The sequence below is a fragment of the Brotaphodocola sp. genome, assembly GCF_050873065.1.
Classification (GTDB): domain Bacteria; phylum Bacillota; class Clostridia; order Lachnospirales; family Lachnospiraceae; genus Brotaphodocola.
The window spans coordinates 23,389-42,581 of record NZ_JBNMIC010000026.1; the positions used below are offsets into that span (position 1 = coordinate 23,389).

The window sequence follows — 19,193 nt, forward strand, 5'->3', positions numbered from 1 at the left end:
TGAATAAGGGCTAGACGGCAGAGGAAAGTTGAGGGAGAAAGATGACAATCAGAGATCAGCTGGAACATATGAAAGAAATGCAGGAAGAATTGACGCAGATTCGCCGGACGTTTCATCAGCATCCGGAACTGGGGACAAATGAGCACTGGACTGGGGAAAAAATTCGGGAATATCTTGACCAGTGGGGAATCCCTTATGAGTTTCCGGTTGCGGATACGGGCATTGTTGCAAAACTTGAGGGAAAAAAGGTGACAGCCGATAACGGTAGGAAGGGAAATACGATCGGGCTTCGCGCGGACATTGATGCGCTTCCGTTAAACGAAGATCCGGCGAGATCGTACTGTTCGAAGAATCCGGGAGTCATGCACGCGTGCGGTCACGATGCTCACATGACGATTGCGCTTGGAACGGTAAAACTTCTCAAGGAGCATGAAGATGAGTGGAGTGGATGTGTGAAAGTCTTCTTTCAGCCGGCGGAGGAGACGATCGGAGGTGCGGACCGCATGGTGAAGGCAGGCTGCATGGACAATCCAAAAGTCGACTATGTGCTTGGTCTTCATGTGATGCCGACGTATGAGGTAGGGGAGATCGAGATTCGCCATGGAAAGCTGAATGCATCCTCGGACGAGATCCACATTTACATTCACGGGAAGAGCTGTCACGGCGCTTACCCGGAGACCGGAGTCGATGCGATTGTGATGGCTGCGACGGTAGTCAATGCGCTTCAGAGTCTTGTGAGCCGGAATGTCTCTCCGCTGAACAATGCAGTTCTCACTCTCGGGAAGATTCAGGGTGGAACAGCCGGAAACATTGTCGCCGGGGAGGTCGAGCTGACAGGAACACTTCGCACGACGGATCCGCAGACGAGACAGTTCTGTATCGACACGATCCGCCGCCAGGTAGAGTGCATCTGCGAGGGATTTGGTGGAAGCGGAGAGCTCAAAGTAGTCCCGGGATACGCAGCACTGATCAACACGAACGAGATTGTCGATCTCGTTGCAGAGACTGCCTCAGAAATTCTTGGAAAAGAGCATGTCCATGAGAAAGAATTTCCGAGTCTCGGAGTTGAGGATTTCTCATTCTTCCTGGAGAAAGCACCGGGCTCCTTCTATCATCTGGGTTGCGCAAATAAGGAAAAAGGAATCACAGCTCCTCTGCACAGCGATCACTTCGATCTTGATGAGCGCTGTCTCCCGATCGGAGTGCGGATGCAGACGGAGCTTATGCTGAAACTTTTGACAAAAGAAAAATAATAGGATGAAATAAAAAAGTCCCGGAACAACATCAGGTAAAGTTTTTCACAATACTGATATATTCTTTTGCATGGTAGGGAAGGTAACTTCCACGACGATAGGCAGCGACAAAGTCGACGGTTGTGCACGGCTCTCCGACAGAAAACCGGACAACGGAGGGTGGTGGCTGGATATGTTTCAGATGTGTTTCTGTGACGAACCCGCAACCGTATCCCTTTGCGACAAGCTGGATCATCGCCGGAATATTGGCAGTTTGGAGCTTGATATTTGGTGCAAATCCGCTCTCTTTAAAGAGATGATCGACAGTCTGTCTTGTCCTCTGTCCCGGAATTTGCAGAATGAATTTTTCGTCCCGGATCAGATTCATATCCATCCACGGAAATTTACATCCATCTCGTGGTATGCCTTTTTCGGCGAGAGGATGGTGATCGGGCATGATCAAAAGAACTTCCTCATGGCTGATGATTTCATAGTCAATATCAGGACTTTTTATTGGCAGATTAAAAAAAGCGAGATCTGTCTCGCCGCTTAAGATCATGCTCTCAAGCTGATTTGAGTGTGACTCTAAAATATTGAGCTGGACATTTGGGTAAAGTGAATTGAAGATCGGGAGCGTACAGGGAAGCATGTAGGTTCCGCGCATGGTAGGAAAGGCAATTTTGAGAGAACCGTGATTGTCCTTGATGATGTCTCCCATCTCCTGATCCAGCTCTTTCTTTAAATTTAAAATTTCAGTTGCTTTTGCGACGTATCGTTCTCCGGCATAGGTGAGGACAAAGCGATGACCGAGTTTACGAAAAAGTTTCTGCCCGAGATCTGATTCCAGATTCTGAAGAAACTTTGTAAGCGTCGGTTGAGTAATAAACAGCGCGTTTGCTGCTTTCGTGATATTTTGATATTTTGCAATCGCAAGTACATATGACAAATCTCTAAAATCCATAAAATCCCCCGTAAAAATAAATTTTGCCAGCGATGCCGTTGTCAACTTGAGTAGCGGCAATATAAATGTAGCACATCTGTGAGCGATATTCTATTTTTTTTCTAAATTGATTTTGAGACAAAAATTCCATATTATTCCTTAAAACTATAAAAATAATAAAAAATATGAATTTTACGACGAATTTTTTGAAATCCGCGATGGAAGAAAAAATCCATAAAATCGTTGATTCTCTAATTATTTGTTTCTTTTTGAATGCTAAAGACTGTTTTAAAAAGAATAAGTATTCCATTCAGCTATAATTTTAATAAAAACAATGAATTGTACAAATATAAAAACATTCCATATAATAAAGCTAACGCCGGTGGACAGAGATCATAAGTATGTAGGTAGTGAAAAATTGGATCTCACAGAACGATAACAGGATATAAAAAAATAGAAAAAAGAGAGAACAAATTGAGAGACAGGAAAGGGAGCGAAAGTTTCATGCGGGGAGAACAGTCAAAAGTGACGAGGATTCCAGTTACAATCATGAGAGGTGGAACAAGTAAGGGAGTCTATATTTTAGAAAAGGATATGCCGGAAAATCGAGAAGAGTGGGATGAGCTCCTTCTGAGAATGATGGGAAGTCCAGATAAAAAGCAGATTGATGGACTTGGTGGTTCTCAGTCCGTGACGAGCAAAGTTGCGATTGTCGGAGTATCGAAACGGAAGGATGCGGATGTCGATTACACCTTTGCCCAGGTATCCGTGGATAAGCCGATTGTCAGTTATAAGGGAAATTGCGGAAACATTTCCTCGGGAGTCGGTCCATTTGCGATTGAAAAGGGGCTTGTGAAGGGAAATGGAGAAATGACAACCGTCCGAATTTATAACACGAATACGGATAAGATGATTGCGGCAGATGTGAAGACAAGAGATGGCAAGGTGGTTTACACAGGAGATTTTCAGATTGCAGGGGTGCCGGGAGGTGCTTCGCCGATCCGTCTGAAATTTATTGATCCGGCAGGAACACTTGGAAAAGGACTTTTGCCAACCGGACGTCCGGTTGACATTTTGGAGGTTCCGGGATACGGTAACGTTGAGGTTTCCATTGTGGATGCGGCAAATCCTCTCGTGTTTGTGAGAGCAAAAGATTTAGGGCTTTCCGGAAAAGAACTTCCGGATGAGTTAAATGCTGATGAGGAAAAATTGAATCTTCTTGAGACGATCCGGGGACTCTCGGCAGTTAAACTTGGATTGACTGAAGACTACACGAAATCAGCGTGGGAGACGCCGGGAATCCCGAAAATGACATTTGTCTCGGAACCGGAAGCGTATGTGACCTCAGATGGAACAAGAATTGAGAAAGATCAGATTGATCTTCTCTCGAGAATGATGTCCATGCAGAAGACGCATCCGAGTTATGCGATGACAGGGGCGATGTGTACGGCAGCAGCAGCGGTGATTCCGGGAAGTATTGTACAGCAGGTTTTAAATCCGGATGCTGACACGCAGTTTATCCGGATTGGTCATCCAAGTGGAATTCTGGAGTGTGGGGTAGACTATCAGAAGAAAAATGCCGATCCGGTGATTGAAGACACATTTGGTTTTCGTACAGCGAACCTTCTCATGGAAGGAATAGCGACAGTCAGAAGATAAAGGGGGAAATGGGGTATGATCAGAGAATTTCTGCCACAGATTTCATTATTGGTAGCAGTCATTGCAGTTGGGTTTATCAAAAAAATTAATATCGGATTTTTCTCGATCGGTGCGGCATTTTTACTGATGCTTCTTGGAATGGCGGTAGATTTCCAGGTTCCTGCCGGAGAGGCGATGCGCGCATTAAAAGCAAGCGATGTGACAAAAGGTTTTTCAAGTTCCATGTTTGTAACATTAGTCGGAGTCACGTTCCTGTTTGGAATGGCTTCCCAGAATGGCACACTTGATTTGTTTTCGAAAAAGATAGTGGCACTTGTCGGAAAGAGAACATATCTGATTCCTGTGTTGATGTTTTTCCTCTCCGCATTTATCTCCGCAATCGGTCCGGGGCATATTGCAGCAGGCATTTTGATGACGACATTTGCGGTTTATCTGGCACTTGAGCTGGACATCAATCCGATGGCGACTGCGCTGTATGCAAAGCTTGGAGCAAATGCAGGTTGTGCATCTCCGCTGTCCCTGACGGGAATTCTTGCAAAAGAGTTATCAACACCGCTTGGATATGACGGTTTTTCTCTTCACCTGTTTTTGAGCACACTTCTGTCAGGATTTGTATTTACTCTGGTTGTCTATATCCTGTACAAGGGACATAAAGTGAAAGCGGACAACCCTTTGAAATTATCTGAGATTCCGAAATTCAACCGGAAGCAGCAGATTACAATGGCTTCGATTGTGATCATGGTTATCTGTTGTATTGGATTTAAACTTGATACAGGTCTTTTCGCTTTCGTTATGGCGGCTGTGTTGATTCTGCTTGGCTGTGCAGATGAAAAGAAGGCAATTAAGAGCATTCCGTGGGGAACTCTGATTATGATCTGCGGAGTTGGTGTTCTGGTAAACATGATCAGTGTGATGGGTGGAATTGACCTGATTTCGGACACGTTGGCTTCCTTGATGACGGCGCGCACAGCAGCTCCGATTATGGCAGCGACATCTGGAATTCTTTCCTGGGTGAGCTCGACAACCGCTGTGGTAATGCCGACTTTGTATCCAATCTCCGCAGAGATCTGTCAGAGATTTGCCGGAGTCAATTATGTAGAACTGATTTCCGCGATTACAGCAACTTCCTTTGCAGCAGCAATCAGCCCGCTCTCCACAGGTGGAGCAATCATCATGTCTTCCTATTCAGCTGCGAGAGAGACGACAACGGAGGAGATGAACAAGATGTTTTACACGCTGTTCCTGTTGTCTGTCGGAAATGTGCTGATCAATGTTTTGATGGCACTGATTGGAGTGTTCAGTCTCGGTGGATTGTTCCTGTAAAATAGATTTATAGATTGTATTGATATGATATAGAGCCATATAACTCAGAGTGAATGTCCCCCTCCTCTATAGGTGGGAGTATTACAAACAAGCTCCTGAGACAGAAAGAGCAATGCAAACCCGTTTGAAGCGTTGGTGCTTAGGTCGCGTACTTTGCGACCTTATGCACCACTACGCTGAAACCGGAGCGAGAGCGTGTTTGCATGATCTATTCTGTCGAAGGAGCTGTAACTTTAAGTTGTTTTTGATTTTATTCTGAAATTCCAATTTATTTAGAACTTCTATTTAGGTAAAGATCCCCCTATCGAAATTTCTCAAACGTAATCGTTTTCTTGTCTGCATCCATCCGGCAGAGAGTTCCCATCGGGAGAGTTCCCATCGGTTTGCTGTGACCGGAGCGGATGTGGCTCATAACCGGAACGGAGAGTTTTCCGAACCAATCCTGAAGAAATTCATCGATCTTGTAACTTCCATCATAGCGGTCGTTCGTGCAGTCCGTGAAGTCGCCAAGGAGAATTCCGGCTACATTCTCAAACAGGCCAGCCATCCGCATCTGGGTCAGATACATGTCGATCGACGGGATGGATTCCTCGACTTCCTCAAGGAAGAGAATCTTTCCGGCAGTCTCAAGCTGGTAAAAGGTTCCGCAGGCTCTTCCGAGAAGGGAGACATTTCCGCCGGCGAGCATTCCCGATGCACTTCCCGGATTGATCGTGTGAAAACCGTCTTCATCCGGTGGATTTGTGAAGCTGATTGGCTCCTCACCAAGATTCAGCGCCTTAAAGAAACTCTCTTTTGTGTACGGATCGAAGTGCTTTCTCATATTGGAGCAGACCATCGGGCCGTGGAAAGCGACGAGATTTCCATACATCTGGAGAACCGACAGGATATTCGTGATGTCGCTGTATCCGACGAAAATCTTGGGATTTGCGCGGATCACATCGAAGTCAAGAAATTCCATCGTCTGAGAACTTCCGTATCCTCCGCGGACACAGAAGATCGCATTTACTTCGGGATCGGCGAACATTGCGTTGATGTCGTTTGCGCGCTTTTTTGCCTCTCCTGCCAGATAGTTGTGGAAGTTGGAGAGCTTTGCGAGCTCTCCGCCGACCTTAACGTGATATCCCATCGCCTCAAGAAGGGCGATACAGTCCTTTAACTCTTCCTCTTTGATCGGAAAAGACGGTGCGATAAGACCGATGGTATCGCCCGGCTTTAACGGAGATGGAAAAACGATCATAGGTATGCCTCCATAGTATAATTATTCTTTATCTGCGTATTTCAGAAGGGTATGTCCGATATAAGTCTTCAGGACATTTTTGCAGTTCGGTTTTACAAGGAGCTGTGCGTTGCGGTAGTTTAACGGAATGATCGGCATTTCATCGATCAGCAGTTTCTCCGCATCGGTGAAGAGTTCCATTCTCTTTGTGTTGTCTGCAAGGCTTCTTGCTTCCATCAGCATATCATTGTACTTCTGGGCATCGTCATTGAGCCAACGGCACTGATAGTCATTCTTGGTCAGGGTGAAGCACTCAAGGTTCGTGCTTGCGTCCGGATAGTCGCCTACCCAGCCGTCGTAGCAGATATCAAAGTTTCCGTTTCTCTGCTCATCCCAGTATACCTTGGACTCGTAGGTTGTGATCTCTGCGTTGACACCGAGATTATCTTTCCACATTGCCTGCATAGCCTGAGCCATATCCTTCTGTTCCTGGTCGTTCTGGGTGATCAGAGTCAGGGTCGGGAAACCTTCGCCGTCCGGATAACCAGCTTCAGCCATCAGAGATTTTGCCTCATCGACATTTTCCTCAAACAGATTGCCGACCGTGTCGCGGAAGTCCTTGTCAGAGCCCTCATAGTTGATTCCGTGAGGAACGAAAGCGTAAGCCGGTTCCGGCTTGGAAGCTTCGATCGTCTGGGTGATGACTTCACGGTTCAGTGCCATTGAGAGTGCTTTTCTCACGCGGGCATCGGACAGATAATCCTTGGAGCAGTTGAAATCATAGTAACGGGTTCCGATCAGGTCGTAGGACTGAAGTTCATCGCTTCCGTCGTACTGACTGCGGGCCTGAGTTCCGAGAACTGCGTTGTCGAGCACGTCAACCTCACCGGCATTGTAAGCGGAGAGGGCAGCCTCTGCGGACTCGATAAAGATGATGTCGACACCGTCAAGTTTTACGTTGTCTGCGTCGTAGTACTCCGGATTCTTCTCGAGGATGTAGCTCTCCTGCGGATTGATTTCCTTTAAGCGGAATGCACCGTTGCAGACATAGGTGTCAGCGGATTTTGTCCACGGGGTAGAATTCTCGACAACATCTTTCTTCGTCGGGAAGTATACGGTGACAGCGGTCAGATCCGGGAAGTAAGCAGTCGGATTCTCAAGCGTAACTTCCAGAGTCTTATCGTCGACAGCCTTGACGCCAACCTCATCTGCGGTTGCATTTCCCTCGTTATAAGCCTGTCCGTTTTTCACATAATAGAGATAGGCAACACCCGGGGATGCAGTCTCCGGATTCAGGGCACGCTTCCATGCATACTCAAAGTCACCGGCAGTCAGATCAGATCCGTCAGACCATTTCAGACCATCGCGGAGGGTGAAGGTGTAGGTCAGGCCGTCATCGCTGACATCATACTTCTCGGCACAGCCGTTGATCAGTTTTCCGTCTGCGCCGACCTGCATCAGACCGGTAAAAAGGTTCTGAAGCACGGAGGAAGAGGTGGAGTAGTTGTTCATGTTCGGGTCAAGGGTTTCCGGCTCCTTGGACATGACGTATTTGAGGACTTTTCCGTCAGCGGAGGAATCCGTTCCTGCAGAAGCAGAAGAGGATGTTTCGGTACCACCGGCAGAGGAAGCGGAACCGGAACTGGAATTACCGCCGCAGCCGGTCAGTGCAGCTGCCATTGCCACACCGAAGAGAAGTGCACACAGACTTTTTTTCATAATCGTAACCTCCTTAAATTGCCGGATTTTTCCGGCGTGATTTGTAATGCGTGATCATGAATGTCCACAGCTTTGAAGGTAGGGAATCGCTGTGGTTTCATAATCATTTATATAGATGACAGGCAACTTTATGCTTGTCATTTATATTTTGAAGAACCGGTTTTTCCTTTGCGCAGATATCTTTTGCGTAAGCGCACCGGGTTCTAAACGGGCATCCGGACGGCGGATCAATCGGGGAGGGCACATCGCCCTGAAGGATGATTCGCCTGCTCTGCGAAGCCCGGATCGGGTCTGCGACCGGAACTGCGGAGAGAAGTGATTTTGTATACGGATGCATCATATTGTCGTAGAGTTCATCTACCTGGGCATATTCCACGAGATTTCCGAGGTACATCACGCCGACTTCCGAAGAGATGTGGCGGACCATCGAGAGGTCGTGGGAGATGAAAAGGTAGGTGAAATGGAATTTATCCTGAAGCTCTTCCAAAATGTTGATGACCTGTGCCTGAATCGAGACATCGAGTGCCGAGATCGGCTCATCGCAGACGATGAATTCCGGCTCAGCGGCGAGTGCGCGGGCAATGCCGATTCGCTGTCTCTGGCCGCCGGAAAATTCATGCGGATAGCGGTTTAAATGGTCCGGTTTTAATCCGACCATCTCAATCAGTTCCCGGATCCGGTCCTCGCGGTCTTTTCCCTCGTGGAGCTTTAAGGCCCACATCGGCTCTGCGATGATGTCGCGGATATTTTTTCGCGGGTCGAGGGAAGTGTAAGGATCCTGGAAGATCATCTGCATCTTTTTCCGGTAAGGCTGCATCTGGGCATCATTCAGATGAGTGATGTCCTCGCCGTTAAAGAGGATTTTCCCGCCGACCGGATCATACAGACGCAGGAGCGCACGTCCGACGGTGCTCTTTCCGCAGCCGGACTCGCCGACGAGTCCCATCGTCTTTCCCTGTGTGATCGAGAAGGAGACTCCGTCAACCGCTTTTAAGTAGCGGGGTTTTGAGAAAAGTCCGCTTTTCAGTTTAAAATGAATCTTGAGATCCTGCGCTTCGATACAGGTTTTTTCTGTCATGTTTGTATTTGCTGTCTTTGTATTTACTGTCGCCTGTTCGGACATCGATGTCATACGAGCTTCACCTCCCCGAGTTTTGCTTTTACGGATTTATGGTGCAGCCAGCATGCACTGCTGTGATGCTCTCCGAGAGGAGCGAGCGGCGGCTGGTACTGCCTGCAGACTTCCATCGCGTGAGGACATCTCGCTGCGAACGGGCATCCCTTCGGCGGATTTAAGAGATCCGGCGGGGTGCCGTAAATCGGAATCAGTTTTTCTTTCGTCTCTTTCGGAATCGAGGCGAGAAGACCTGCTGTGTATGGGTGACCGGTCCGGTAGAAGATGTCTTCGATCGAGCCTTCCTCCATGACGAGTCCTCCGTACATGACGAGAACGCGGGTGCAGATGCTTGCGATCACGCCGAGGTCATGGGTGATCAGGATGACGGAAGTGCCGTATTCCTGCTTCATGTGAGCCATAAGATCGAGGATCTGTGCCTGAATCGTCACATCGAGGGCTGTTGTCGGCTCATCTGCAATCAGAAGCTCCGGCTGACAGCACATCGCGATTGCGATCATCACGCGCTGGCGCATACCGCCGGACAGCTCGTGAGGAAACTGTGTGAGACGTCTCTCGGGACTCGGAATACCGACATCCTCGAGCATCTTGAGTGCGCGAGCCTTGGCCTCCTTTTTGGAGAGCTTTAAGTGGCGCATCAGCGGGTTGCAGATCTGTTCCTCAACTGTAAAAAGCGGGTTCAGGCTTGTCATCGGATCCTGAAAAATCATGCCGATGCGGTTGCCCTGAATCGTGCGCATTTCCTTGGGAGTTTTATGTAAGAGATCCTCTCCGTTGAAGAGAATCTTATCAGCCTCCAGATGTGCATTGTCTGCGAGAAGACGCATGATCGACAGCATGGATACGCTCTTTCCGCAACCGGATTCTCCGACGATTCCAAGGCTCTCACCGCGGTTTGCGTGAAAGCTGATGCCCCGCACCGACTGAACGATTCCGGCGTCAGTCTGAAAGCTGGTTTTCAAATTTTTGACTTCTAGTAATGTTTCGCCTGTTTTTTCACTCATAGTTTTTCCGCCTATCGCCTATTTCTATCATTTGTTTCTGTCTTTCAATCAGAATCAATGCCCGTTATTTTTTATTTCTTTAATCTCGGGTCAAGTGCATCGCGCAGTCCGTCTCCGATAAAGTTCAGGGAGAAGATCGTGATGCTGATTGCGGCTGCCGGGAACAGCATCATGTAAGGGTAGGAGAACAGATACTCGATCGCATCATTTGCCAGAGTTCCCCAGCTTGCCATCGGAACCTGAATGCCGATTCCGAGGAAGCTTAAGAATGCCTCCTGAAAGATTGCGGACGGGATCAGGAATGTGACGGTCACGATGATTGAACCCATGCTGTTCGGAATCAGATGATGAATCAGGATCTGCCATCTGCTCAGCCCGCAGACTTTTGCGGCGAGGGCAAAATCCTGTTCCCGGAGTGTCAGAATCTGTGCCCGCACCATGCGCGCGGTCGTGATCCAGTAAGTCAGACACATCGCGATCAGGATACTCTGGATGTTATTTCCGAGGAACATCATCAGGAGAATCATGTAGATCAGGCTCGGGATTCCGGTTAAAATGTCCACGATTCTCATCATGACCAGATCAACCATTCCGCCGAGGTATCCGGCGATACCTCCATAGAGAACGCCGATCACCATATTGATGGCAGCGGCAGTGAAGCCGATTGTCAGGCTGATTCGCGCTCCATACATTGTGCGGACAAAAATATCTCGTCCCATCTTGTCGGTTCCGAACAGATGAAGGGCACTCGGCCATTCAAGCGGATGTGCGAAATCGGTCTGATCATACGTGTATGGGGAAAACATCGGGACAAAGATGGCTGCAAGCGTCATAATCACGAGAACTGTGATTCCGAGCATTGCCAGTTTGTCTTTTTTCAGGCGCATCCAGCACATTTTCCAGTAGGAAACGCTTGGGCGGCTGATGGTCTCTTTCTCGCGTTCTGAGTCGGAGAGCGGAGCAAGCAGAGACTCCGGGATCTCATCCGTCATGGAAAAAGAGTGGGTTGGTTCATTTGGTTCAATCGTCGGCATCTTGGCTGACCCTCCTTTTTCTCGATTCTCCATATTTATTCTTGTTCTTCATTTCCGTTTATTTCCGATTTGTTCTTCGTTCTATAATTCTATTCCGTGATTTTTACTCTCGGGTCAATGACTGCGTACATGATGTCTACAATGAGGTTGCAGAGAATAATCATGGAACCGAGGAAGACGGTCAGTCCAAGGACAACGGAGTAATCGCGGTCCGTGATTGCGGACACGAAATATCGTCCGAGACCGGGAATGCTGAAAAGTTTTTCAATGATGAAAGTTCCTGTCAGAAGACTTGCCACCATCGGTCCGACATAGGTCACAACAGGAAGAATCGAGTTTTTCAGTGCATATTTTCCGATCACCTGGAACTCTGGAACACCTTTGGAGCGCTCGGTGCGGATATAATCCTGACGCAGAGTCTCAAGCATACTCGAGCGCATCAGGCGGGTGATGTAAGCGATCTGGGAGAAGGCCATACAGAAGACGGGAAGAATGTATCCCTTCCAGGATTTCAGTCCGTATGAGGGGAAAATCTTCCATTTTTCACAGAACAGGTACATCATCAGAACACAGATGACGAAGCTGGGAACGGAGACGCCGATTGTGGCAAAAACCATTGAGAATCCGTCTGCCAGTTTGCCTCGCCGGACGGCTGCGATGATTCCGAGCGGAATTCCGACGATCAGAGCGGCGCAGACTCCGAGGGCACCGACTCGAGCGGATACCGGGAAACCAGTGGCAATCAGTTCGTTGACGGTGGTGTCCTGCTTTTTGAAGGAAACTCCCATATCACCGTGCAGGAGGTTGCCGATGTAGCGTCCGTACTGGACGATGAGCGGATCATTCAGTCCGTATTTGTCAGAGATCTGCACGAGAATTTTCTCAGGAACATTTCGCTGTTCAGATGGGCTGAACGGGCCTCCCGGGATGACGTGCATCAGAAAGAATGTGATCGTCACAAGAATGAACAGAGATACAATTCCTGCTGCAAGACGTTTCAGAATGTATTTTGCCATAAGAATCCCCCGATTTCTGTAAAATATGAAGCTCAGGCAAAGCCTGTGATACAAAAAAAGGCAACAGCTGAGAAAGCCTCACGCCATTGCCAGGATATATTATTAATCATTATACTACCGTAATTTAGAAAGTCAAGTGCACTGAGTTGCCTGAATTGCAGAAAGATCAGGTAGAAAAATGATTGTCTGACTTAAAAAAGAAAAGCGGGAATTCAGAACATTGACATAAAAATGAAAGTTCCCTTATACTATATAGGTTATGCTGTAATTGTTCAGCAGGTCTGTGCGTGACTACAAAGAAACGGAATAGTTACGTTGGGCTGTTCTGTGAGAGCAGAGAGAGTGAGGAAAAAGCGAAATGGATGTATTCTTTCTTATGGAAATGATCGGAACTGTGGCGTTTGCCTGCTCGGGGGCGATGGTGGCAATCGAAAAACGTCTCGATCTATTGGGAATTATTGTACTTGGTGAGACAACGGCTGTGGGAGGCGGAATGATCCGGGATATCATTATCGGAATTCATCCGCCTGCCCTCTTTGTCGATCCGATCTATGTGATCGCATCTTTTGTGGCAGTAATGGTGTTGTTTGTCGCAGTAAAGTATTTTTACCGCTCGGCGGACATTCTGGAATCTCCGATGTATGAGGCGGTTCTGAATCTTCTTGATGCGATCGGTCTTGGCGCGTTTACCGTTGTCGGAATCGATACGGCAGTCGGAGCTGGATTCGGGGATTACAAATTTTTGATGGTCTTTCTCGGGGTCATCACCGGAGTCGGGGGCGGAATTCTCAGAGATATGATGGCAGGGCAGACACCGGCAGTTCTCAGAAAGCATGTCTATGCCTGTGCGTCGATTGCCGGGGCAGTCTGCTATGTGGTTCTGATGAATTACATCGGGGAGAGCGGGGCGATGGTTGTCAGCGCGGTTCTGGTCACGCTGATCCGTGTACTCGCGCGCCATTATAAATGGAATCTGCCGAGAGCGCTTTAAGGGTCTGGAGAACAGTAAGGGTAAATGTGGATATAGGCTATATAAAAGAAGGAAGATTGGATAAAATTATGTGAGACGGTAAATATGGGGGCTTCTCCCGACGAGTAAAGTCCTGCAAACGCGCTCTCGCTCCGGGTTCGGCGTAACGGTGCATAAGGTTGCAAAGTACGCAACCTAAGCACCGACGGCTCACACGGGTTTGCAGTGACTTTCTCGCGCTCGAAGCCATGAAGTTATTCTGAGTGATGTTCGTAAAAGCTTGAGGGGAGATGTAAGTCAGTTTTGCGAATGGCTTTCACTCGGAATGATAAATCAGGGAGGGGGTTAGTTTTGTGTTCTGAAAACATCAAAAGCACGGAGTTTCCAGACATCAATTTCAGCATTGCAATCGCCGGTCAGGGTGAGTGGGCGGGCATTGCTGTTAGTGGATAAATCACCATTCACAAGATCGCTGAGCTGACTATAAAGTCTGGTTGTGAAGACTTCTTCACCGCCGTTTACGAAGATCTCAAGTGAGGTCGTGTCGGAGTAAATCTGAAGCTGAGTAAGGAGGGAAAGTTCTACACTGCGGGAAGTTCGCCCAAAGCCACCTTTTTTGAGATTGAGTGTCAGGAGACCATCTAAGTAGGAGAGGGTGACGCCATCCCGGAGCGAGAGTTCCATCTGCTTGCAGTCGGAGAAGGAAAGGTCTGCCTCGAAAACCGGGAATCCATCGGCATTTTCAATGGTGAGGAAATCTGCCTGATTCAGATCTTCTTTTGTGGCAAAGTGTGCATGATCGGTGCGGAGGTTTGCAAGCTCGCCAAGTGGTTGCTGGATCAGTCTGCCGTCGCGGACATGGAGTTCACGCGGGAGGGTAAGTGCATGTTGCCAGCCCTGGACAGTGGTTGGATTGGTGTAGTCAGCTTCCGGAATTCCCATCCATCCGATCAGGATCCGCCGTCCCTGCTCATCCTCGAAACTCTGAGGAGCATAGAAATCAAATCCGCGGTCAACCTGTTGGAATGGGGTTTCTTCTATGACGCGGAATTTGCGGTTTTCAAAATCCGCATCGATCTTCATGAAGGTGCACTGATGGACATTTGCGTAGTTGACGCCCTGCTGTTCAACTCCCTGAGGACAGCAGATCAGGCAGAGCGTGCCGTCGAGAAAGAAGAGATCCGGGCATTCCCACATGTAGCCGAACGGATGGGAGGTCTGGATACGGCTGAAATAGGACCAGTGGGTGAGGTCTTCTGAGCGGTAGAGCAGGACAAGACCGTGGCTTTCGTGGTCGCGCGCTCCGAGCGCCATGTAGTAGGCATCCTTATATTTCAGGATTTTCGGATCGCGGACATGACAGCTGATGTCGGACGGATAATCGTCGGTTGTCATCAGAAGCTCTTTTTCTGAGAAATGCGTGCCGTCCTGACTTGTGAAATGAACGGTGTTGCTTCCGCGTCCGGCATTGATGTAATCGTAGTCCGGGCGGTCGAAGTATTTCACATTTCCGGTGTAAAAATAGTGGATCGTTCCATTTTCGCGGAAGGCGGAACCGGAGTAGACACCGTGTGCGTCGAAGTCGTGATCTGGAAAGAGTACAGGACCGTGATCTTCGTAATGGATGAAATCGCGGGTCGTGCAGTGATTCCACAGTTTGAGTTCGCCTGTCGGCTCAAATGGCGTGTACTGGAAATAGATGTGGTACACGCCGTCTGCCTGAACCAGTCCGTTCGGATCATTGAGCCATCCGGTCTCCGGCATCAGGTGAAAATGGAGTCGGCGGGGATCTTCGCTGACCATCTTACGAAAATCTGCTTCTTCCCGATACCACTTCTCGTAGTCTTCTTTTGTCACTTTGTGGTACTTTTCAAATTTCATCATAAAATAGCGCAGGATACCCCGACCGCTTAGGTCATGGGATGAATGCGCCCGTCGTCAGACGGCTCTCCTTTCTGTTAAATAATACGTTCTTACTACAGTAAAGTTCAGTTTCTTACAGCTTAAACTTCCTTTGTTTACTTTCTTTCCCGACAATGTCCGGATGTCAACGGGCAATCAGTGTTTAATTGTCAGTGCCTTGCTGTTGTGATCAGCACTTGCGGATGCGTGAACCTCTAAGGTGACATCGGCAGATGCCTGAGGAAGAATCATCATCGTCTGAGGATTGTATCCGGCAGCGCGTACTTTCTCAAGATCAACTTTTAAGAGTTTATCACCCTTGTGAACGGTATCGCCCTGATTGACGAAGGCCTCAAAACCGTTGCCTTCCATCTTGACGGTGTCAATGCCGGCATGGATTAAAAGGTCTGTGCCCTTTGTGGTTGTAATGCCGATGGCATGTTTTGTCGGGAAGAGCAGGCTTACAGTTCCGTCGCACGGCGCATAGATCGTGCCGTCGGAAGGATTGACTGCGATTCCGTCACCGAGCATTTTTGATGCGAAAGCTTCGTCGGCGGATTCGGAAACCGGGATGATCTCTCCTGCCATCGGGGCAAAGAGAACTTCATCTTCCGTGCTTGCAGATTCTGCATTTTCACTTTCTGTATTGTTTGTAGCTGTATTCACAGAAGAAGTGGAAGTTGTAGGGATCTCAGTGTTTGCAGTCGTTGCAGCTGTTGTGGTGGAAGCAGCGTTCTGGGCTGGCTTTGCGGAGGTTGAGCCCTCTGCCTCAGCAGCGCCCATGTTGAATTTCTTCCAGAAGACAACGGTCAGGATGAAGGAAACTCCCATTGAGAGTGCAAGGCCGATTGCAAAGTACAGATAGTGGTCCGGTTTCATGGAGATGAAGCCCGGGAGTCCGGCAGCACCGAGTGCCTGCGCGAGAGTCTTTGTCGCTGCGAGGTAGGCGCTTCCGACAGCAGATCCGATGATTGCTGCGTAGAATGGATATTTCAGCTTCAGGGTGACACCAAACATAGCCGGCTCCGTGATGCCGAGCAGGGCGGAGATACCGGATGCCGAGCAGATCGATTTGATCTTCTCATTTTTTGTCATCATTAGGACTGCTAAAACAGCGGCGCCCTGAGCGACATTATTCATGCTTGCGGTCGAGAAGATGAAACTTCCGCCGGTATGGGCGCTGTCTGCGATCAGCTGAGTCTCAATCGCGATGAAACTGTGGTGCATACCGGTCAGAGTGATCGGTGCGTAAACGAGACCGAAGAGTGCTCCTCCGATAAAGCCGAGGGAGTTGTATACCCAGGTGATGCCAGATGCCAGAAGGTTTCCTGCCTCTCTCAGAACCGGTCCTACGACGATGAAGGTCAGGAATGAGGTTACAAGGATGGAAATTAACGGGGTTGTCAGGTTATCGAGCCATGACGGCGTCACTTTGTGAAGACGTTTCTCAATGTTTGCAATGATCCATGAAACTGCGAGAACCGGGAGAACGGTGCCCTGATAACCGATTGCCGGAATCTGGAATCCAAAGATATCCCATACAGGCGGAGTTCCAATGCCGATCTGATAAGCACTCATCAGATCAGGATGAACCATGATCATGCCCATAGCAGCGCCAAGATAGGGATTGCCGCCAAATTTCTTTGAGGCGCTGAAGCCGATCAGAACAGGCAGGAAGGTGAACGGTGCCGCTGCAAACAGGTTAATTGCGTTTGCAAGTCCTGCCCACTGCGGATACAGGGCGATGATCGACTGACCGTGGATCAGGTTGGAAGTTAAAATGTTATTGATTCCCATCAGAAGACCACCTGCAACGATGGCCGGGATGATCGGAACAAAGATGTCGCTGAGCATCTTTACAAGGCGCTGGAGCGGATTTCCTTTTTTCTCCTCCGGCTCATTTTCCGAAGTCTCATTCTGGACACCGAGCTGTTTCTGAACTTCATCGCAGACAAGGTTGACGGTGCCGGCTCCGAAAATAATCTGAAACTGTGACTGTGTGAGGAAGACCCCCTTGACTCCCTCGACATCGCTGAGAGCAGCCTCGTCTCTCAGATCGTTGTTGCGCAGCTGCAGACGCAGGCGGGTTGCGCAGTGTGCGACGGAACGGATATTTTCCTTTCCGCCTACGAGTCGGATTACTTCACTGGCGATTTTTGCATAATCCATAAAAAACCTCTCCTTTTTTGTGGTGATAAATGAATTGAACGCTGAACCTGAAAATAAAATGTGGTATCGGTTCCATAATTGAATCATACAGCATTTTGACGGGAAAGTCAATACAATTATGGAACCGATACCACATTTGAACCACCAAAAAATCAGCTGATTTTTTGTGCAGAACGCACAAAACACAGCATCAACATTTCACACTCTTTCCGGGGATCATTTGAAAACCGATGACCTGCTTAACCGGGACGGGTTCATTGCGGATTAAACGCAGGATTGTCTCTGCACTCAGCTGGCCGAGGGCATAAGAATCGAATTTCAGAGTTGTGAGCTCGGGGGAGAGAAGTTCGCTCTCATCGTATCCGCCGAAACCCGCGACAGAGACATCATCAGGGATTCGCTTTCCAAATTGAGCGAGAGTATGATAAGCACCGAAGGCAAGTCGGTCTGTTGCGCAGATCATCGCATCGACAGGGCCGCCCTCGAGGGCCTCTCTTGCCATCATCTGACCGCTCTCATAGCTGTAATCACCGGAAAAGAGTCGGATATCGGAGACTCCACAGGATTTCAGACCATCGAGAACCCCCTGACGGCGGATGACTCCGACTGCGCGGTCTGTATCACTGATTCCGAGCCAGACAACGTGCTCCGGGTGGGATTTTCCAACGTATTTTCCCATCTCAAGACCGGCCTGATAATCATCATCCACGACAGAGATTCCCGCATCGAATTCCTGTGCCATTACGACGATCGGGACGGGACTGCTTGTAATCAGTTCGCGGTGCTGGTCGGTGATTGAGATCGAACTTAAGAGGATTCCGCCCACGTTCAGACTGATCAGCCGTCGGATGTTGTCGAGCTCAAGTGCGATCTGGTGGTCGGAACTCTTAATCAGTGTCTCGTATCCCTGTTCGCGCAGATGGCGGTCGATGCTTGTGATGACACGGCCGGTGATCTTGGAATTTAAGGTCGGCACGACAACGCCGATGATGCTGCTCTCGCGGGCATTGAGGCGGGCAAAGGAGTTTGGCATATATCCGCACTCGCGGATCACAGCCTGAATCCTCTCACGGGTTTCTTCTTTCACGTATCCGCCGTTGAAGTAGCGGGAGACCGTGCTTTTTCCGACACCGGACATCTCGGCGATGTCCGCCATAGTAAATTTCTTCATAGATAAATTTAACTCCTTGGAATGTTTTGTAATGCAAGTATATCACGAGTTACAGCACACGGGTAGGAATTTTCTGAACGGAAAATTCCGTATGGTACAGAAATTTCTTTTCTGAATGGAAGAAATATGGTAGAATTCAGAGATGAGTGTTGCCATATCGACAGGCGGTTCGACGCTCCCGGGAGAGCGTAAATGATAGATGATGAAATCACAAAAAGTAGATACAGGAGGTGCAATTTCGATGAGACAGTGTATGGATGCAGACAATCTGCATCGTCGTTTAAAAAAAATTATCGGGCAGGTCCAGGCGATTGACCGTATGGTGGATGAGGATGTGCCGTGTGAGGATATTCTGTCGCAGATCAATGCAGCAAAGTCTGCACTTCACCGCGCAGGACAGGTGGTTCTTGAGGGGCATATCAAGCATTGTGTGCGGGATGGAATTGAGCATGGAGATGCCGATCAGACGATCGCGAATTTCACAAAGGCAGTTGAGCGCTTTGCGAATATGAAATAATGAGCGTTTATTTGTTTATTTAACGAAAATTTGAAAGATTGAATAGGTAATTGCGAAACTCGCGGTGCTCGTTCGCAACCTTGAACCAAAACAAGGAAGAATTCGCGAAGAGCACGACTTGTGGAATGAAAAATGGATAATCGGACATTTTAGGCGCACTTTAATAAGCTATGGACTTTATGA

The 19,193-nt window shown here is 48.6% G+C and carries 15 protein-coding genes; 5 read left to right on the plus strand and 10 right to left on the minus strand.

All coding sequences use genetic code 11. The annotated features are described in order from the left end of the window. Positions 1–41: 41 nt before the first annotated feature. Complete coding sequence (locus tag ACR0QE_RS08395; protein ID WP_432627916.1) at positions 42–1,253, plus strand: M20 metallopeptidase family protein; 1,212 nt, start codon at positions 42–44, stop codon at positions 1,251–1,253. Positions 1,254–1,284: 31 nt separating this feature from the next. Here the strand turns inward: ACR0QE_RS08395 and ACR0QE_RS08400 are convergent, their stop codons facing one another. After that, positions 1,285–2,193, minus strand: a complete 909-nt coding sequence (locus ACR0QE_RS08400; protein ID WP_432627917.1) for a LysR family transcriptional regulator — start codon at positions 2,191–2,193, stop codon at positions 1,285–1,287. A 483-nt stretch (positions 2,194–2,676) separates the two neighbouring features. Between ACR0QE_RS08400 and ACR0QE_RS08405 the strand changes: the two genes are divergently transcribed. Together ACR0QE_RS08405 and ACR0QE_RS08410 are read left to right on the plus strand one after the other, a co-directional pair. Further along, positions 2,677–3,831, plus strand: coding sequence for a 2-methylaconitate cis-trans isomerase PrpF family protein (locus tag ACR0QE_RS08405; protein WP_432627918.1), 1,155 nt, complete (start codon positions 2,677–2,679; stop codon positions 3,829–3,831). A 15-nt stretch (positions 3,832–3,846) separates the two neighbouring features. Next, positions 3,847–5,154, plus strand: a complete 1,308-nt coding sequence (locus ACR0QE_RS08410) for an SLC13 family permease (RefSeq protein WP_432627919.1) — start codon at positions 3,847–3,849, stop codon at positions 5,152–5,154. A 301-nt stretch (positions 5,155–5,455) separates the two neighbouring features. On the opposite strand, the gene ACR0QE_RS08415 is transcribed toward ACR0QE_RS08410, so the two are convergent. The 6 genes from ACR0QE_RS08415 to ACR0QE_RS08440 form a co-directional block, all read right to left on the minus strand. Further along, positions 5,456–6,394, minus strand: a complete 939-nt coding sequence (locus tag ACR0QE_RS08415; RefSeq protein ID WP_432627920.1) for a S66 peptidase family protein — start codon at positions 6,392–6,394, stop codon at positions 5,456–5,458. A gap of 21 nt (positions 6,395–6,415) precedes the next feature. Beyond that, positions 6,416–8,092: a peptide ABC transporter substrate-binding protein gene (locus ACR0QE_RS08420; RefSeq protein ID WP_432627921.1), complete on the minus strand. Its 1,677-nt coding sequence runs from the start codon at positions 8,090–8,092 to the stop codon at positions 6,416–6,418. Between the two features lie 103 nt (positions 8,093–8,195). Continuing rightward, the gene (locus ACR0QE_RS08425) at positions 8,196–9,170 is read right to left on the minus strand and encodes an ABC transporter ATP-binding protein (protein ID WP_432627932.1); all 975 of its coding nucleotides are present in this window, start codon (positions 9,168–9,170) and stop codon (positions 8,196–8,198) included. A 50-nt stretch (positions 9,171–9,220) separates the two neighbouring features. Further along, positions 9,221–10,231 carry an ABC transporter ATP-binding protein gene (locus ACR0QE_RS08430; RefSeq protein ID WP_432627922.1) on the minus strand — a complete coding sequence of 337 codons (1,011 nt, stop codon included), beginning with the start codon at positions 10,229–10,231 and terminating at the stop codon, positions 9,221–9,223. A 71-nt stretch (positions 10,232–10,302) separates the two neighbouring features. After that, positions 10,303–11,265 carry an ABC transporter permease gene (locus tag ACR0QE_RS08435; protein WP_432627923.1) on the minus strand — a complete coding sequence of 321 codons (963 nt, stop codon included), beginning with the start codon at positions 11,263–11,265 and terminating at the stop codon, positions 10,303–10,305. Positions 11,266–11,354: 89 nt separating this feature from the next. After that, entirely contained in the window at positions 11,355–12,281 is a 927-nt protein-coding gene (locus ACR0QE_RS08440) for an ABC transporter permease (RefSeq protein WP_432627924.1), read from the minus strand. A gap of 376 nt (positions 12,282–12,657) precedes the next feature. Here ACR0QE_RS08440 and ACR0QE_RS08445 point away from each other — a divergent pair, with 376 nt between their 5' ends. Continuing rightward, positions 12,658–13,272, plus strand: coding sequence for a trimeric intracellular cation channel family protein (locus ACR0QE_RS08445; protein ID WP_432627925.1), 615 nt, complete (start codon positions 12,658–12,660; stop codon positions 13,270–13,272). 324 nt (positions 13,273–13,596) lie between these two features. Here ACR0QE_RS08445 and ACR0QE_RS08450 read toward each other — a convergent pair whose 3' ends face one another. The 3 genes from ACR0QE_RS08450 to ACR0QE_RS08460 form a co-directional block, all read right to left on the minus strand. Continuing rightward, on the minus strand, positions 13,597–15,132 hold the full coding sequence (locus tag ACR0QE_RS08450) for a glycoside hydrolase family 32 protein (RefSeq protein WP_432627933.1): 1,536 nt from the start codon (positions 15,130–15,132) through the stop codon (positions 13,597–13,599). Between the two features lie 177 nt (positions 15,133–15,309). After that, on the minus strand, positions 15,310–17,322 hold the full coding sequence (locus tag ACR0QE_RS08455) for a sucrose-specific PTS transporter subunit IIBC (protein ID WP_432627926.1): 2,013 nt from the start codon (positions 17,320–17,322) through the stop codon (positions 15,310–15,312). Positions 17,323–17,512: 190 nt separating this feature from the next. Next, a complete protein-coding gene (locus ACR0QE_RS08460; RefSeq protein ID WP_432627927.1) occupies positions 17,513–18,493 on the minus strand; it encodes a LacI family DNA-binding transcriptional regulator in 981 nt (326 codons plus the stop codon). Positions 18,494–18,734: 241 nt separating this feature from the next. On the opposite strand from ACR0QE_RS08460, the gene ACR0QE_RS08465 reads away from it, so the two are divergent. After that, positions 18,735–19,010, plus strand: a complete 276-nt coding sequence (locus tag ACR0QE_RS08465) for a metal-sensing transcriptional repressor (RefSeq protein WP_432627928.1) — start codon at positions 18,735–18,737, stop codon at positions 19,008–19,010. The last annotated feature ends 183 nt before the right edge of the window (positions 19,011–19,193 follow it).

Coding starts and splice junctions, on each gene's coding strand:
- ACR0QE_RS08440 (WP_432627924.1), bottom strand. CDS start 12,281: ATGGCAAAATACATTCTGAAACGTCTTGCAGCAGGAATTGTATCTCTG.
- ACR0QE_RS08465 (WP_432627928.1), top strand. CDS start 18,735: ATGAGACAGTGTATGGATGCAGACAATCTGCATCGTCGTTTAAAAAAA.
- ACR0QE_RS08435 (WP_432627923.1), bottom strand. CDS start 11,265: ATGCCGACGATTGAACCAAATGAACCAACCCACTCTTTTTCCATGACG.
- ACR0QE_RS08455 (WP_432627926.1), bottom strand. CDS start 17,322: ATGGATTATGCAAAAATCGCCAGTGAAGTAATCCGACTCGTAGGCGGA.
- ACR0QE_RS08395 (WP_432627916.1), top strand. CDS start 42: ATGACAATCAGAGATCAGCTGGAACATATGAAAGAAATGCAGGAAGAA.
- ACR0QE_RS08450 (WP_432627933.1), bottom strand. CDS start 15,132: ATGAAATTTGAAAAGTACCACAAAGTGACAAAAGAAGACTACGAGAAG.
- ACR0QE_RS08415 (WP_432627920.1), bottom strand. CDS start 6,394: ATGATCGTTTTTCCATCTCCGTTAAAGCCGGGCGATACCATCGGTCTT.
- ACR0QE_RS08400 (WP_432627917.1), bottom strand. CDS start 2,193: ATGGATTTTAGAGATTTGTCATATGTACTTGCGATTGCAAAATATCAA.
- ACR0QE_RS08425 (WP_432627932.1), bottom strand. CDS start 9,170: ATGACAGAAAAAACCTGTATCGAAGCGCAGGATCTCAAGATTCATTTT.
- ACR0QE_RS08410 (WP_432627919.1), top strand. CDS start 3,847: ATGATCAGAGAATTTCTGCCACAGATTTCATTATTGGTAGCAGTCATT.
- ACR0QE_RS08430 (WP_432627922.1), bottom strand. CDS start 10,231: ATGAGTGAAAAAACAGGCGAAACATTACTAGAAGTCAAAAATTTGAAA.
- ACR0QE_RS08445 (WP_432627925.1), top strand. CDS start 12,658: ATGGAAATGATCGGAACTGTGGCGTTTGCCTGCTCGGGGGCGATGGTG.
- ACR0QE_RS08420 (WP_432627921.1), bottom strand. CDS start 8,092: ATGAAAAAAAGTCTGTGTGCACTTCTCTTCGGTGTGGCAATGGCAGCT.
- ACR0QE_RS08405 (WP_432627918.1), top strand. CDS start 2,677: ATGCGGGGAGAACAGTCAAAAGTGACGAGGATTCCAGTTACAATCATG.
- ACR0QE_RS08460 (WP_432627927.1), bottom strand. CDS start 18,493: ATGAAGAAATTTACTATGGCGGACATCGCCGAGATGTCCGGTGTCGGA.